13 protein-coding genes are annotated in these 14,105 nt (G+C 68.8%); 1 reads left to right on the top strand and 12 read right to left on the bottom strand.

What is annotated here, in order from left to right:
- Position 1 precedes the first annotated feature (1 nt).
- From AB3X08_RS13555 to yidD, 5 genes are all read right to left on the bottom strand, one after another.
- Entirely contained in the window at positions 2 to 1,396 is a 1,395-nt protein-coding gene (locus tag AB3X08_RS13555) for an ethanolamine ammonia-lyase subunit EutB (protein WP_369933169.1), read from the bottom strand.
- Positions 1,397 to 1,445: 49 nt separating this feature from the next.
- Positions 1,446 to 2,813, bottom strand: coding sequence for an ethanolamine permease (gene eat, locus AB3X08_RS13550; RefSeq protein ID WP_369933168.1), 1,368 nt, complete (start codon positions 2,811 to 2,813; stop codon positions 1,446 to 1,448).
- A gap of 776 nt (positions 2,814 to 3,589) precedes the next feature.
- Entirely contained in the window at positions 3,590 to 4,444 is an 855-nt protein-coding gene (locus tag AB3X08_RS13545; RefSeq protein WP_369933166.1) for a M23 family metallopeptidase, read from the bottom strand.
- Complete coding sequence (locus tag AB3X08_RS13540) at positions 4,444 to 5,778, bottom strand: dihydroorotase (protein WP_369933164.1); 1,335 nt, start codon at positions 5,776 to 5,778, stop codon at positions 4,444 to 4,446. Before AB3X08_RS13540 ends, AB3X08_RS13545 begins: the two co-directional genes overlap by 1 nt.
- A complete protein-coding gene (gene yidD / locus AB3X08_RS13535; RefSeq protein WP_369938531.1) occupies positions 5,779 to 6,051 on the bottom strand; it encodes a membrane protein insertion efficiency factor YidD in 273 nt (90 codons plus the stop codon).
- A 131-nt stretch (positions 6,052 to 6,182) separates the two neighbouring features.
- Here yidD and dksA point away from each other — a divergent pair, with 131 nt between their 5' ends.
- Positions 6,183 to 7,265 (top strand): RNA polymerase-binding protein DksA, encoded by a 1,083-nt coding sequence (gene dksA, locus AB3X08_RS13530; RefSeq protein ID WP_369933163.1) that lies wholly within the window; start codon positions 6,183 to 6,185, stop codon positions 7,263 to 7,265.
- A gap of 279 nt (positions 7,266 to 7,544) precedes the next feature.
- On the opposite strand, the gene AB3X08_RS13525 is transcribed toward dksA, so the two are convergent.
- The 7 genes from AB3X08_RS13525 to AB3X08_RS13495 form a co-directional block, all read right to left on the bottom strand.
- Entirely contained in the window at positions 7,545 to 8,219 is a 675-nt protein-coding gene (locus AB3X08_RS13525) for a secreted signal peptide protein (protein ID WP_369933162.1), read from the bottom strand.
- Positions 8,220 to 8,287: 68 nt separating this feature from the next.
- Positions 8,288 to 9,139: a hypothetical protein gene (locus AB3X08_RS13520; protein WP_369933160.1), complete on the bottom strand. Its 852-nt coding sequence runs from the start codon at positions 9,137 to 9,139 to the stop codon at positions 8,288 to 8,290.
- Positions 9,140 to 9,489: 350 nt separating this feature from the next.
- The gene (locus AB3X08_RS13515; protein ID WP_369933159.1) at positions 9,490 to 9,876 is read right to left on the bottom strand and encodes a hypothetical protein; all 387 of its coding nucleotides are present in this window, start codon (positions 9,874 to 9,876) and stop codon (positions 9,490 to 9,492) included.
- Between the two features lie 73 nt (positions 9,877 to 9,949).
- Positions 9,950 to 10,723, bottom strand: coding sequence for a hypothetical protein (locus tag AB3X08_RS13510; protein WP_369933157.1), 774 nt, complete (start codon positions 10,721 to 10,723; stop codon positions 9,950 to 9,952).
- A gap of 109 nt (positions 10,724 to 10,832) precedes the next feature.
- The gene (locus tag AB3X08_RS13505; protein ID WP_369933156.1) at positions 10,833 to 12,533 is read right to left on the bottom strand and encodes a PQQ-binding-like beta-propeller repeat protein; all 1,701 of its coding nucleotides are present in this window, start codon (positions 12,531 to 12,533) and stop codon (positions 10,833 to 10,835) included.
- Positions 12,530 to 13,429: a dienelactone hydrolase family protein gene (locus AB3X08_RS13500; protein ID WP_369933155.1), complete on the bottom strand. Its 900-nt coding sequence runs from the start codon at positions 13,427 to 13,429 to the stop codon at positions 12,530 to 12,532. The genes AB3X08_RS13505 and AB3X08_RS13500 overlap by 4 nt, the downstream gene beginning before the upstream one ends.
- 24 nt (positions 13,430 to 13,453) lie before the next feature.
- Positions 13,454 to 14,029 carry a hypothetical protein gene (locus AB3X08_RS13495; protein WP_369933154.1) on the bottom strand — a complete coding sequence of 192 codons (576 nt, stop codon included), beginning with the start codon at positions 14,027 to 14,029 and terminating at the stop codon, positions 13,454 to 13,456.
- Positions 14,030 to 14,105: the final 76 nt, after the last annotated feature.

Here is a 14,105-nt window from a genome sequence, read left to right as displayed (position 1 = left end):
CTCAGCTCAGTTGCGCCAGCGCGCGCCGGAACGCGGCCGGCGGCTCGTGGCCGAGGCGGAAGCGGCCGTTGTCCAGGCGCAGGATGTCCAGCCGTTCCAGCCACGCCTCGAACTCCGGTGCCGGCCGCAGGCCCAGCGCCTGGCGCGCATACAGCGCGTCGTGGAACGAGGTGGTCTGGTAGTTGAGCATCACGTCGTCGGAGCCGGGGATGCCCATGATGAAGTTGATTCCGGCGGTGCCGAGCAGGGTCAGCAGCACGTCCATGTCGTCCTGGTCGGCTTCGGCATGGTTGGTGTAGCAGATGTCGCAGCCCATCGGCACGCCGAGCAGCTTGCCGCAGAAGTGGTCTTCCAGCCCGGCGCGGATGATCTGCTTGCCGTCGTACAGGTATTCGGGGCCGATGAAGCCGACCACGGTATTGACCAGCAGCGGCTTGAAGCGGCGCGCCACCGCGTAGGCGCGCACCTCGCAGGTCTGCTGGTCCACGCCGTGGTGCGCGTCGGCCGACAGCGCGCTGCCCTGGCCGGTCTCGAAATACATCACGTTGTCGCCGACGTTGCCGCGCTTGAGGCTCAGCCCGGCCTCCCAGCCTTCCTGCAGCAGCGCCAGATCGATGCCGAAGCTGGCGTTGGCCCTCTGGGTGCCGGCGATGGACTGGAACACCAGGTCCAGCGGCACGCCGCGTTCGATCGCCTCGATCGAGGTGGTGACGTGGGTCAGCACGCAGGCCTGGGTCGGAATCTGGTAGCCGGCGATCACCGCGTCGAGCATCTTCAGCAGTTCGCAGATGGTCTGGGTGTTGTCGCTGGCCGGATTGATCCCGATCACCGCGTCGCCGTTGGCGTACAGCAGCCCGTCGAGCACGCTGGCGGCGATGCCGGCCAGGTCGTCGGTGGGATGGTTGGGTTGCAGGCGCGTGGACAGCCGCCCGCGCAGCCCCAGCGTGTTGCGGAACGCGGTGACCACGCGGATCTTCTGCGCCACCAGCACCAGGTCCTGGATGCGCATCAGCTTGGACACCGCCGCGGCCATCTCCGGGGTCAGGCCGGGTGCGAGTGCGGCCAACGCCGCTTCGTCGGCCGCGTCGCTCAGCAGCCAGTCGCGGAAGGCGCCGACGGTGAGGTGCGCCACCGGCGCGAACGCGGCCGCGTCGTGGCTGTCGACGATCAGCCGGGTCACCTCGTCGTCCTCGTAGGGGATCACCGCCTCCTCGAGGAAGTGCCGCAGCGGCAGATCGGCCAGCGCCATCTGCGCCGCCACCCGCTGCGGCTCGCTGGCCGCGGCCAGCCCGGCCAGGCGGTCGCCCGAGCGCGCCGGGGTGGCCTTGGCCAGCAGGTCCTTGAGGTCGTCGAAGCGCCAGCTCTGGCCGCCGACGCTGTGTGCGAAACCGCTCATGCCGGAGTCTCCTGCCGGCGCCCGCGTGCGGCGGGCGCCATGTTCTCGATCATGCCTCGCCGCTGGCCGCAGCGGCGACAGCGCCGCCATTGCGGCGCAGGCTCAACGCGCAGCAGCCGGCACCGAGCAGCATCAGGCCAAGGAACAGCAGCGCCAGCAGCGCGTTGAACCACACCATCGCCGCCAGGCACACCAGCGCCAGCAGCAGCGCCAGCGCCGGCACCAGCGGATAGCCCGGCGCGCGGTAGCTGCGCGCCAGTTGCGGCTCGGCGCGGCGCAGCTTGAACAGGCTGAGCATGCTCATGATGTACATCACGATGGCGCCGAACACCGACATGGTGATCATCGCCGCGGTCAGCGACATGCCCTGCACCTGGACCAGGCCGTCGCTGTAGATCGCCGCCACGCCGACCACGCCGCCGGCCAGGATCGCGCGGTGCGGGGTGCGGAAGCGCGACAGCCTGGCCAGGCCATGCGGCAGGAAGCCGGCGCGCGCCAGCGCGAAGAACTGCCGCGAATAGCCCAGGATGATGCCGTGGAAGCTGGCCACCAGGCCGAACAGGCCGATCCACACCAGCATGTGCAGCCAGGTCGAGTTGTGCCCGACCACCGCCTTCATCGCCTGCGGCAGCGGATCGTTGATGTTGGACAGGGCGCGCCAGTCGCCGACGCCGCCGGCCATGATCATCACCCCGAACGCCAGCGCCACCAGGGTCAGGATGCCGGCGATATAGGCGCGCGGGATGGTGCGCCTGGGGTCCTTGGCTTCCTCGGCAGCCATCGCCGCGCCCTCGATCGCCAGGAAGAACCAGATCGCGAACGGAATCGCGGCGAAGATGCCGCCGATCGCCGCCGCACTGAACGTGTCCGAGCCGGCCCAGCCGCCGCGCACGAAGTTGGCCGCGCTGAAGCCTGGCGCGACCACGCCCATGAACACCAGCAGCTCGATCACCGCCAGCACGGTGACGATCAGCTCGAAGGTGGCGGCGATACCGACGCCGAGGATGTTCAAGGTCATGAAGACGGCATAGGCGCCGACCGCGGCCAGGCGCGGATCCAGGGTCGGGAACTGCACGTTGAGGTAGGCGCCGATCGCCATCGCGATCGCCGGCGGCGCGAACACGAATTCGATCAACGTGGCGATGCCGGCGATCATCCCGCCGGCGGTACCGAACGCGCGCAGGCTGTAGGCGAACGGGCCGCCGGCGTTGGGGATGGCGGTGGTCAGTTCGGTGAAGCTGAAGATGAAGCAGGTATACATCACTGCCACCAGGATGGTGGTGACCAGGAAGCCGAGCGTACCGGCGGCGCCCCAGCCGTAGCTCCAGCCGAAGTATTCGCCGGAGATCACCAGGCCCACGGCGATGCCCCACAGGTGCAGGGTGCCGAGGGTGGGTTTGAGCTTGTCGATCGTCATTGCGCACATCTCCTGGACGGGGGGAGGGAGAGCGAACGCCGCGGCGAACCACCGCGGGGACTGCGATTGCGCATCGCGCGCCGTCGCCGGCGCGGGGCCAGCCGCGTGTGCACTGGCCGCTTCATGGTTATACCGCAAAGCAGCATGGCGCCGCGGTCGGGGCGCAGTTGCGGCGGGTGGGGGCGGGGAGTGCCTGTCGCGGCTGAAGCCGCTCCTACAAAGCACACGGACCCTGCTGGCTGCACTGTAGGAGCGGCTTCAGCCGCGACCTTTGCTGTTCGAAGCCGGAAAATTCACCACTGCGCCAGCCACGACCGAAGCCGTTTCTGCAGGAGGGAGCGAACGCTCTCCGGGATGTGTGGGAACGACTTCTGTGGGAGCACTTCAGTCGCGACGGGCTCTACCGGCAAGTCCTGTCGCGACTGAAGGGCACCTCTAATAATTCCATTCCGGAAGCTGCACGCTGCGCGTGGCGATGGCGTGTTCCTTTTTCTGTCGCGGCTGAAGCCGCTCCTACAAGAGCGCGGCGCGCATGTGTAGGAGCGGCTTCAGCCGCGACAGGACGACGAAATGGCCGTGATGCCAAGGCGTCCATGAAAAACGCGGCCGCAACGCCACCGCGTCTATCGCCAGTGCGCCTTTGCCGCTCCATGGCATCTCGAACGTATCGATGCCCGAACCTACGGGCGGGGCGGGTCGGCGTCTCGCAAGTGCATCGCCATGCTTTTGGGGTTATTAGAGGTGCCCTGAAGTCGCTCCCACAAAAAGCACGACAGTTACTTCGTCCGCTCCAAGACCAACAGCGGATCGATACGTACGTCGAACCAGTTCATCCCCCAATGCAGATGCGGCCCGGTCGCCCGCCCGGTGGCGCCGACCGCGCCGATCACCTGGCCCTGGGCGATGCGGTCGCCGACCTTCACGTCGATCCGCGACAGGTGCAGGAAATTGGAGCTGACCCCGTAGCCGTGGTCGAGCAGCACGGTGCCGCCGGTCAGGTACAGGTCCGGCGCGGCGAAGGTGACCACGCCGGCCGCCGGTGCCTTGACCGGGGTGCCGGTGGGCACGGCGATGTCCATGCCGGAGTGGCCGGCGCCGGCTTGCCCGTTGTATACGCGGGCGTTGCCGAAGCGGCCGCTGATGCGGCCCTGCACCGGCCAGACGAAGGGCGCGGCGAAGTCGGTGCGGTCGTCGTCGCGGTCGCGCGCGGCGGTGACCTGCGCCTGCTCGCGCTTGATCCGCTCGGCGATCGCCGGCGACGGGTTGACCGTCTTCGGCGGCACGCCGTTGACGCGTTCCAGTGGCCAGTCGCGCGGGGTCACCGCGATGTCGATGTTCTCGCTGCCGCCGTCGGCGCGCTGCACCACGATCCGCAGCGGGCCGCGTTCGTCGCGGCCGATGCCGAACACCACGCTGCCGTAGCCGCTGACCCGCAGGGTGCGCCCGGCGTATTGCACGCGGCTGCCGGGCGGCACCTTGCCGATCACCAGCGCGCCCTGCGAGGCGCTGGTCGGGAACACGCTGCGCGTGTCGGCGTTGGCGGCGGCGCCGGCCTGCGCCTGCAGCGGCGGCATCGCCAGCGCCGATGCCAGCAGGCCGAGCGCGGCGCCCGGCAGACGTGCGCGCCGCATCAGCGGTCGAACGCCAGGCGCTGCCCGTTCGGGCTGCCGACCAGGCGGGTGCCGTCCCAGGCCAGTTCGCCGTTGACCCAGGTCGCGGCGATCCTGGAGCGGAAGCTGCGGCCTTCGAACGGTGACCAGCCGCACTTGGACAGGATGTCCTCGCGGCGCACGGTGAAGGCGGTGTCGTCGATCAGCACCAGGTCGGCGTGGTAACCCTCGCGCAGGAAGCCGCGCTGGTGCACGTCGAACAGCAGCGCCGGCGCATGCGCGAACTTGTGCACCACCTGGGCCACGCTGAGCCGGCCTTCGTGCACCAGCTCCAGCGCCGCGACCAGCGCGTACTGCACCAGCGGCAGCCCCGACGGCGCCTGCGCGTACGGCTTGCTCTTCTCTTCCCAGGTGTGCGGCGCGTGGTCGGTGGCGAGCACGTCGATCACGTCCTCGGCCAGCGCGCGGATCAGCGCCTCGCGGTCGCTGGCGTCCTTGATCGCCGGGTTGCACTTGATCAGGTTGCCCAGCGTCGCGTAGTCGGCGCGGTCGAAGCGCAGGAAATGGATGCAGGTTTCGGCGGTGATGCGCTTGCCCTGGATCGGGCCGGGCGCGAACAGCGCCAGTTCGTCGGCGGTGGAGATGTGCAGCACGTGCAGGCGGGTGCCGTGCTTCTTCGCCAGCGACACCGCCAGCTGCGAGGATTTCAGGCAGGCCTCGCGCGAGCGGATGTCCGGATGCATGTCGGGCGTCAATGCGTCGCCGTACTTTTCCTTGAACGCGGCCAGGGTCGCGTCGATGGTCGGGGTGTCTTCGCAGTGGGTGATGATCGGGGTCGGCGCATCGCGGAAGATCGCGTCCAGGGTCTGCGGGTTGTCGACCAGCATGTTGCCGGTGGAGGCGCCCATGAACACCTTGATGCCCGGCGCGGTCTTCGGGTCCAGGGTCTGGATCGCAGCCAGGTTGTCGTTGCTGGCGCCCAGGTAGAAGCCGTAGTTGCCCCAGGCGCGGCCGTGCGCGGCGTCGTACTTGGCCTGCAGCGCGGCCGCGTCCAGGGTTGGCGGGTTGGTGTTGGGCATGTCCATGAAGCTGGTCAGGCCGCCGGCCACCGCGGCCGCCGACTCGCTGGCGATGTCGCCCTTGTGGGTCAGGCCCGGTTCGCGGAAGTGCACCTGGTCGTCGATCATGCCGGGCAGCAGCCAGCGCCCGGCGGCGTCGACCACGGTTTCGCCGTCGCGGGCGGCCAGTTGCGCGCCGATCGCGGCGATGCGGCCGTCGGCGATGCGCAGGTCGCCCTGGGTTTCCTGGCCTTCGTTGACCAGGCGGGCGTTGACGATGAGGGTGGAGGAGGACATTCAGTGTTTTCCTGGGCAGCGGCAGGCCGGCGGCGCCACGGGATCGGGCACCGGGTCGATCCCGCCGGGATGGAAGGGATGGCAGCGGCCGACGCGGCGGGCGGCCATCCAGCCTCCGCGCAGCGCGCCGTAGCGGGCGATGGCGGTGACCGCGTAGGCCGAGCAACTGGGCACGAACCGGCAGCGCGGGCCCAGCAGGGGGCTGATGAAGCGCTGGTACAGATGCAGCAAGGCGATGAGAGCGCGGGCGATCACCCGGCCATGATATGCCAGTTGCGCAACGGGCCGCCGTTCGCTGGCAGCGCTGTTCACTAGCGTGTAGACCGTGTGGTTGCCGCTGGGGGTAGGGTAGGCTATAAAGGCCCGCTTTCCCGGGCCCCGGGGAAACCAAGGAAGAGCGATTCGTGGCTGCTAAAAAACCTGCAAAGAAGGCCGTCAAGGCCGCCAAGAAGCCCGTCCAGCCCGTTGCCAAGAAGGCGACGACGTCCGCTGCCGCCAAGCCGCTGAAGAAACCGGTGGCGAAGCCGGCAGCCAAGCCCGCGCCGGCCAAGAAGGCCCCGGCCAAGGCGGTGGCGAAGAAGCCGGCGCCCAAGCCGGTTGCCGCCGCGCCGGCCAAGAAGGCCCAGGCCAAGCCGGCCGCCAAGCCAGCGAAAGTCGCCGCCAAGTCCGCCGCCGCGCCGGCCGCCAAGCAGACGGCCGCCGCAGCGAAGCAGGCCACGCCCGCAGTGAAACCAAAGCAGGCCACCGCCCCGGCTGTGTCCAAATCCGTACCGAAGCCGGCTGCCAAGCCGGCGCCGGCCAAGTCTGTCCCGGCCAAGGCCGCCACGCCCGCCGCAGCTCCGGTTTCCGAACCGGTCGCCGCCAAGCCCGCTGCGCCCTCGGCCCCGTCACATAAGAATCCCGTGTCCGTTTCGAAATCCTCCGCGAAAACCCCCACCAAATCCGAATCCACCCCCAAGGCGCCGATCGCCAAGCCGACCGGCAAGGTCGCCGTCGCGGTGACCGCCAAGTCCAACACGCCGGCCAAGCCGGCCAAGTACAAGGTGGTCGAGTACAAGACCGACGACGCCACCGGCCGCCCGATCCTGCCCAAGGGCTACAAGCCGGCCAGCGACGAGGAGTACATGAGCACGCTGCAGCAGGAGTACTTCCGCCAGCGCCTGCTCAACTGGCGTGCCGACCTGGTCGAGGAATCCAAGCAGACCATCGAAAACCTGCGCGACGAAGTCCGCGACATCGGCGACGAGGCCGAGCGCGCCACCCGCGAGACCGAGAACTCGCTGGAACTGCGCACCCGCGACCGCTACCGCAAGCTGATCGGCAAGATCGACAGCACGCTCAAGCGTCTGGATGCCGGCGACTACGGCTACTGCGTGGATACCGGCGAAGAGATCGGCCTGGAGCGCCTGGAAGCGCGCCTGACCGCCGAGCGCACCATCGATGCGCAGGAACGCTGGGAACATCTGCAGAAGCAGCAGGGCGACTGATTCGCCAACCCCTGCGTCTGCGTTCGCCCAAGGCCCTGCTCGCGCGGGGCCTTGTGCTTTCTGGCGATCGCGCCAGTCCACCTGTCTGTCGCCAGGCCGCGCGATCGGGTGCCGCGGCAGTGGGCGCGGCGATGGCGTTTGTGGCACGCGCGCAGCCGCTGCGCCCGGTGCGCAGGCGATGGCGTGTGTGCGGTTCCCGCGCTGCCGCCGGTCCCGTGCCGCTCGACCCGCGCTGTGGCGCGTACCGGCGCCGCGCCAGGGAGGCGGCGACGGCGACATTCAGCGGATGCCGTTGACCAGCCCGCTGTTCGCGTCCTTGCGCAGTTGCAGGCCGGGCAGGTCGAAGCTGTCCAGGTCCGCCTTGCTGGCGGCGATGTTCAACCCGACGATGGCCGAGGTGTCCGGATCCACGTCCACGCCCAGCGGCATGGCGGCGAACTGGACGTAGTCGCGGCTGGCGTTCCATTGCGGTTGCCCGCCGATCGCCTGCAGCAGGCGGTCGATATGGGTGCCGACCGGCTGGCCGAGCAGGTCGAACGGCAAGGGCGCGTTCGGATCGGCAAAGGCGATCAGGTTGGTGACCCGGTCGTCGCGGAAGCGCACGGCCAACTGGCTGTGGGCGAGCGTACCGGCCGCACGCGGCTGGCGCGCCAGTTGCGCGTTGAGCTCGCGCGGGTACAGGTACACGACGCTGAGCGCCTGCGGGTGTGCGGCATCGGCGCGGGTGACGTCCGGCTGGCCGAGCGCGGCCAGCACCTGTTGCTTGCGCATGCCCAGCGCGACAGGGCCGATGCGCGTGCACGCAGCGGGCAGGGCGGTCGCGTTGGCGGAAGCGGCGAAGGCCTGCTGCAACGCGCGCGTGCAGGCGGCGGCGTCGCTGTCCGCGGCGTGGACCTGCGCGATGGCCATGCCGAAGGCGAGCAGGGCGAACAGCGAAAGGGATCTGGGGGTCATGGGGATCTCCGTAACGTGTCGTGGTGAATGAGGCCGGGATGCGCATCCCGGCCTCACCGCTGGGTGAATTAGTTGCCGTGCCAGCCTTCGCGGTGGCCGTAGGCCGTGACGAACGCGTTCTGCTGGGCGCTGCTCAACGAGCTCCACTGGTCGTTCGGATTCAGGCCCGAATTGGTGGTGATCGTGGTGATCATTTCCGAGGTCGGGTTCTCGCTCGGCGGCGACCATGTGGTGATGATCTGGCTGAGGGTGGCGGTGCCGTTGTTGTTGTCGTTGATGCGGTTCATGTTGGCCACCGCAGCGTCGAGTCCTGCCTGGGGATTGGAGAAGATCGCGAAGCCGCGATCGTCGCCGAGCGAACCGTGGTTGTCGGCGAAGCTGCCGGAACGGATGTCGAGCGGATTGTTGTCGCGGTTCGGATGGGTGCCGGTGACTTCCTGGGTGGAGCCGTCCGCGGCGGTGTAGGTCACCGTGGTGCCGCTGGCCGTTGCGGACGTGGCCGGCTTGTCGTTGCTGCCGGCGCCACCGTCGCCTTCGCCGCCGTCCCCACCATCGCCGCCGTCACCATCGCCATCACCGTCGCCGCCATCCCCCTCGCCGCCGTCGCCTTCGCCGCCTTCGCCTCCCTCACCGCCTTCGCCACCTTCTCCACCTTCTCCACCTTCACCGCCTTCACCGCCTTCACCGCCCTCGCCACCCTCACCGCCTTCGGCCTCGATCGGCGCCTCGTACTCGGCAACGGTCTGCATCGCCACCGTCTTGTGCATCGCCGCGTGGTGGTGATGGGTCTTGGCCTTGGCGTGGTGCGCCTTCTTGTGCGCCTTGGCGTGATGGATCGAGCTGGACAGCGGATGCGCGCCGATCGAAGCGCGGGTGCCGCCGGCGACCATATCGATTTCGATGATATCGAGCGTTCTCATGTAGATCCTTTGACATGTTGCGGGGAAAGAGCCGTCCTCGCTTCGGCTGATCCGGCCGTACGGCGCAGGGCCGCACGCCCGGATCGATCCTGCCGCGCGCGCTGCGCTACGGCGACGCGACGAGCGCGTGGCGGCCGTGTTTCCCGCGGCTGCACGCAAACGCTCGAACGCGTGGAAAATGATTCATGTAGGTCGCATGCCGATGTGTTCCGGAAACTGGCGGGTATCGCCGCGCCGGGCGCCGCTTGCGTTCGCTGGCAGGCGCGACCCGGTAGCAGCAGGGCCGGTGCGTGCCGTGGCGGACTTCGGCATTCGCGCTTTGCGCGGCGGACGAGCGGCGTGCCGAACGATCACATCCGGCGTTGCGCCGCCGCTCCCTCGCTGGAGCACACCAGCTTCAACTCCAGCTGGCGGACGGTCCAATGCGACGGCGTGTCGATCGTCCCGGACGCGTGGACCTGGTAGGCGGGACAGTCCGCATCCTCCTCGGGATTGTCCTTGATGTCGCAGCTGCCCTCGATCAGGAACGTGGGCGTGCCCTTTGCCGCGCCGCGGGTGAATTTCAGGTTCGGGCATTCGCCGAACGTCCTCGACAGGACGGTGTCGTTCTTCAGGACATACGCCAGCGCTTGCCCGGCGTCGTCGCCGGACGCCGCTTGCGTCGCCTGCGACGCGCCTTGCACGGCGAAGATGAGAAGCGAGGCCATGCAAGTGCGCGGCAGCCAGAGGGACTTCATGGGGCATCTCCGATAGGTGAGTGTCTTCCGGGCCGCAGTGGCTGCGGCCCGGAAGAGGGAAGTGGGCTTGGGGCTACTTGAAGACGCTGATATGCACGTGCGTCGTGTCGCCGCTTTCCCGGCTGGCGGCGGTCCAGTCCGCGGTGGGGCTGGAGCGGATGAAATTGCCGGCGGGGCCTTCCACGTAGCTGACGTTGGGATCGTTCATCGCGGCGTTCTCCAGCGCCTGCGCGTTGTCGAAACCCGCGCCGCTGGTGCCGACATGCACGTCGTTGATGATGTTGATATCGACCGCGTTGCCGGTGTAGTGGGCAGAGTTGGGGGTGTGGCTGCCGTTGGTCGTCGCGGAGATGTCGATGCTGTCGACGCCGGTGTCGCTGTCGAGCACCGAGTTCAGCGCCGAGGCCATCTTGGAGGTGACCGGATTGTCGCTGCTCGCCCCATCCTGGGTGTTCTGGTAGGTGATCGAGACCGTCCTGCCATCGCTGGTCTGGTGGCTGCTGCCGATGTTGGTGTCGGCCGGTCCGTTGCCATCCGCATCGTTGCCGTCGTCGTAACCGCCGCTGCCGTCGCCCTCGCCACCTTCGCCGCCTTCGCCTCCCTCACCACCTTCGCCGCCCTCGCCGCCACCGCCTTCGGCCTCTATCGGCGCGTCGAACTCGGCGACGGTCTGCATCGCCGTCGATGTGTGCATCGCTGCATGGTGGTGGTGGGCCTTGGCCTTGGCGTGGTGCACTTTCTTGTGCGCCTTGGCGTGGTGGATCGAGGTGGACAACGGGTGCGCGCCGATCGAAGCGCGCGTGCCGCCGGCGACCATGTCGATTTCGATGATATCGAGCGTTCTCATGTTGATCCTTCGAGATGTTTGCGGGGAAAACCGTCCTCGCTTCGGCTGATCCGCCCCGCGCGCCGTGCCTGGCCGCGCGCCCGGATCGATCCTGGCGCGCGGCGCTGCGCTACGACGACGCGGCCAGGGCGTGGCCGCCCGCGCTTTCCCCGGCCTCGCGCAACCGCTCGAACGCGTAGAGATGGTTCATGTAGGTGGAGACGAAGATGCGCCGTCCGTCCGGCGAGACCGCGACGCCGTTGGTGACCGCGTCCGGCAGCTGCAGCACGCCCTTGGTCTCCAGCGTGTCGATGTCGATCTCCACGACCCGGCCGCCGTTGCTGCCGACGATGACGCGATTGCCCACGCGCTTGGGCGAGGCATACACGCGCGCGCGCAGGTTGATCTTCTTGAGCAACTGCATCGTGTCCACGTCGATGACGTACAGATGCCGGTCGCCGGAACCGCAGAACAGTTTGTTGCCGGCGAACAGCGGCGTGGTGTAGCAGATCTCGTCGGTCTGCCATTCGCCGCGTTTCTCGCCGGTGGCCACGTCGAGGAGGTAGATCGACTTGTCGAAGGAGGCGAACGCGGTCAGCCGGCGCTGTTCGTCGACCGCGGGCGCGTATTTCACCGAGCGCCGGGTCGGGAAGCGCCAGACGATGCGGCCGGTCTTGGCCTCGAGCGCGAGCGTTTCGTGATCGGCGCTGCCCCAGATCACCAGGTCGCCGCCTTGCCAATAGCCCGGCGAGCCGTGCTGCAGTTTCTCGACCTGGTGTTCCCAGACCTTCTCGCCCGTGCCCATGTCGTAGGCGGCCAGGCTGCCCTGCGCCCACGGGCGAACGTACTCGATGCCGACATACAGCAGGTTGTGCTGGGGCAGCAGCAGCGGCGAGGCGCCGATCCAGTCGCCGTCCGGATGCGTCCAGATCTCCTCGCCGCTTTCCGCGTCCAGGCAGTACACGGTGCCGTTGTAGGCGCCGAAGTACAGGCGCCCGTCGTGATAGGCCGGGCACGACCAGATGCCTTTCTTGGTGTAGGCCGCGCCGGTCACCTGGTACTCCCAGCGCAGTCCGCCGGTTTCGGCGGAGAACGCCTGCATCTTCGCCGCGTCGCAGCCGCGGTAGATGGTGTCGCCGACCAGCAGCGGCGCGGACTTCGGCACCACGTGATAAGCGAAGCCGCCCGGCGTCGCCGTGCGCCACAGTTCGCGGTAGCCCTGCGTCGGGTGCGGCGTGCTGGGGTCCGGCGGAAGATCGAAATCCTTCAGGGTGAACAGCGATTGCACGGCGATGCCGTGGGTCTTGCGCCACTGCATGCCGGCCTTGGACAGGAAATCGACCACCACGAACACCTCGGCAAGCGGGTGGCCGGCCATGGCGACGACCGCGCGCGCCTTTTCGGCGCTGTTGCCGGAGTTCAGCGAGTCGTCGACCAGCACGATCGGCAGGTCCAGCACGTCGCCTTCGATCGCATTGCCCAGGCCCGTGGTCTTGCGGTCCTTGCGGATGATGAAGCCGTTGACCGCGCCACGCTCCTTCGGCGCGGTCAGCAGCAGCGCGGTGAGCAGCGGGATCGCCGCCGTCTCCAGGCCGCCGAGCTGGAACGGCGCGCGCGCGGCGTTGCGTTCCCAGAACGCATGGGCGATCTGCTCGAGCGCCTCGCGCCGCATGAACACCCGGCGCAGGTCGAACAGCCAGGTGTAGGCACCGCCCTTCTTGGTGATCAGCGGAATGTTCTCGGCGGCGGTGTGCAGGCCGACGGTCTGGATGATGTCCCGGATCGATTGCATGGTCATCGTGTGCTCTGCGCGGATGGTCGGGGAGGTCATGGGGACGCCGCAGCGTCCAGCGTCTTCAGGTAGGCAGCGACCGGCGGACCCCAGATCGCCGAGCCGCCGCGGCCGAAGAACAGGTGGTGCCCGTCGTCGCCGTAGGCGGCGGGCGTGACCAGTTCGGCCCGGCCGCCGGCCTGCACGAAGCTGCGATGCAGCGCGGCGGCCAGCGCCGGATCGAAGAAGCTGTCGTTGCCGGTGTAGATCCACAGCATCGGCGTGCTCGCGGTCTTGCCGAAGCGGCCTGCCGCCTCGACCAGTTTTTCCGGCGCGCAATTGCGGTTGGCCCGATCGTGGAAATGGCCGCCGCGGCCGCCGGCCATGTTGACGAAGGCGGCGACGTTGGGATGCGGCATGCTGTCGTAGGCCAGCGTGCCCCAGCCGCCGGCCGACTGGCCGACGACGATGGCGCCGCCCGGGTCGAGGCCGGGCAGGGCGGTGACGAAATCCACGATCGTCTTCAGCTGCCGCGCCGTCTCCAGACCGGCCTTGGCATAGTCGGCGCGGTCGCAACCGTCGTATCCCTCGGTCCAGGGGCCGCCGGTCGCGCCGTAGCCCAGGCGCAGCACCAGCGCGACCGCGTAGTGCCGGTGCAGGAACCATTGCGCGGATTCGCCGCTGCAGCTCTCCAGCGTCATGCCCGGCCGTTCCGATGCTTTCGCCGGCGAGCCGTGCGCGATCACCACCAGCCGTGCGCGATGCGCGCCTTCGGGGCGGCACAGGCGCCCTTGCAGCGTCCACGGCTGGCCGCTGTCGTCGGCGATCGGAATCCGCAACGGTTCGCCCTGGTCGCTGCGGCTGCGGCCGAACGCGTCTGCCGCCGCGGCATGCGGCGCCAGGGCGAAAACCAGAAGCGCCGTCGCGAGCGCGCTGCGTGGCAGGATGGTCTGCATCGGAGTCGTCTCCTGCTGGGCCGCCTAACGGCGGATGCGCCGCATGTGCAGGACGAGGGTGGTGCACAGCGTCGGGCAATCGCGGGCCGGGGCGCGCGAGGCGCGCACGATGGTCCCGTCGAACAGCACCAGTCGGCCGGGACGCGGGCGGATGGAGATGCATTCGCGCGCCGCATCGTAGAACACGGTTTCGCCGGCCCAGCCATCCTTCCACTCGGTGCTGGTGTAGAGCAGGGCGACCCGCTCCTGGTCCGACGGCTTGGCGTAGTGATGCGCGACACCGTCCTGGCCATGCGTGTGCCCGCTGACGTAGGCGCGGACCAGGCCGTAGTCGGGCGCCAGTTCCTCGCGGATGTGGCGCCACATGTCGTTGAGCGATTCCAGGCCCGGCGTGGCGTTGAGCACGTCGTCGTGGATGGCCCGGTCCTGCGCGTTGCGGCTGCCGCACAGGTGGATGTGCCAGGACGGATGTGCGTCGCCGAGCAGGCCCGGGTAGATGCCGTAGGCCCAGCCGCCGCGACCGCTGACCAGCTCCGGCAGATGCTGCACGTCGACGAAGTTGTTGACGACTTTCAGGGATGACGCTTCCGACGATGACACGATGGCTACCTCGCGAGTGGAAAGACCGGGTGAACGTGGTGGACGCTGCAGCGGACGGCGATGGTGCGCAGGCGCG

This window comes from Xanthomonas sp. DAR 34887 (assembly GCF_041245805.1).
In the GTDB taxonomy this organism is placed as follows: Bacteria; Pseudomonadota; Gammaproteobacteria; order Xanthomonadales; family Xanthomonadaceae; genus Xanthomonas_A; species Xanthomonas_A tesorieronis.
This window is presented reverse-complemented; position numbering and strand designations above follow the sequence as displayed.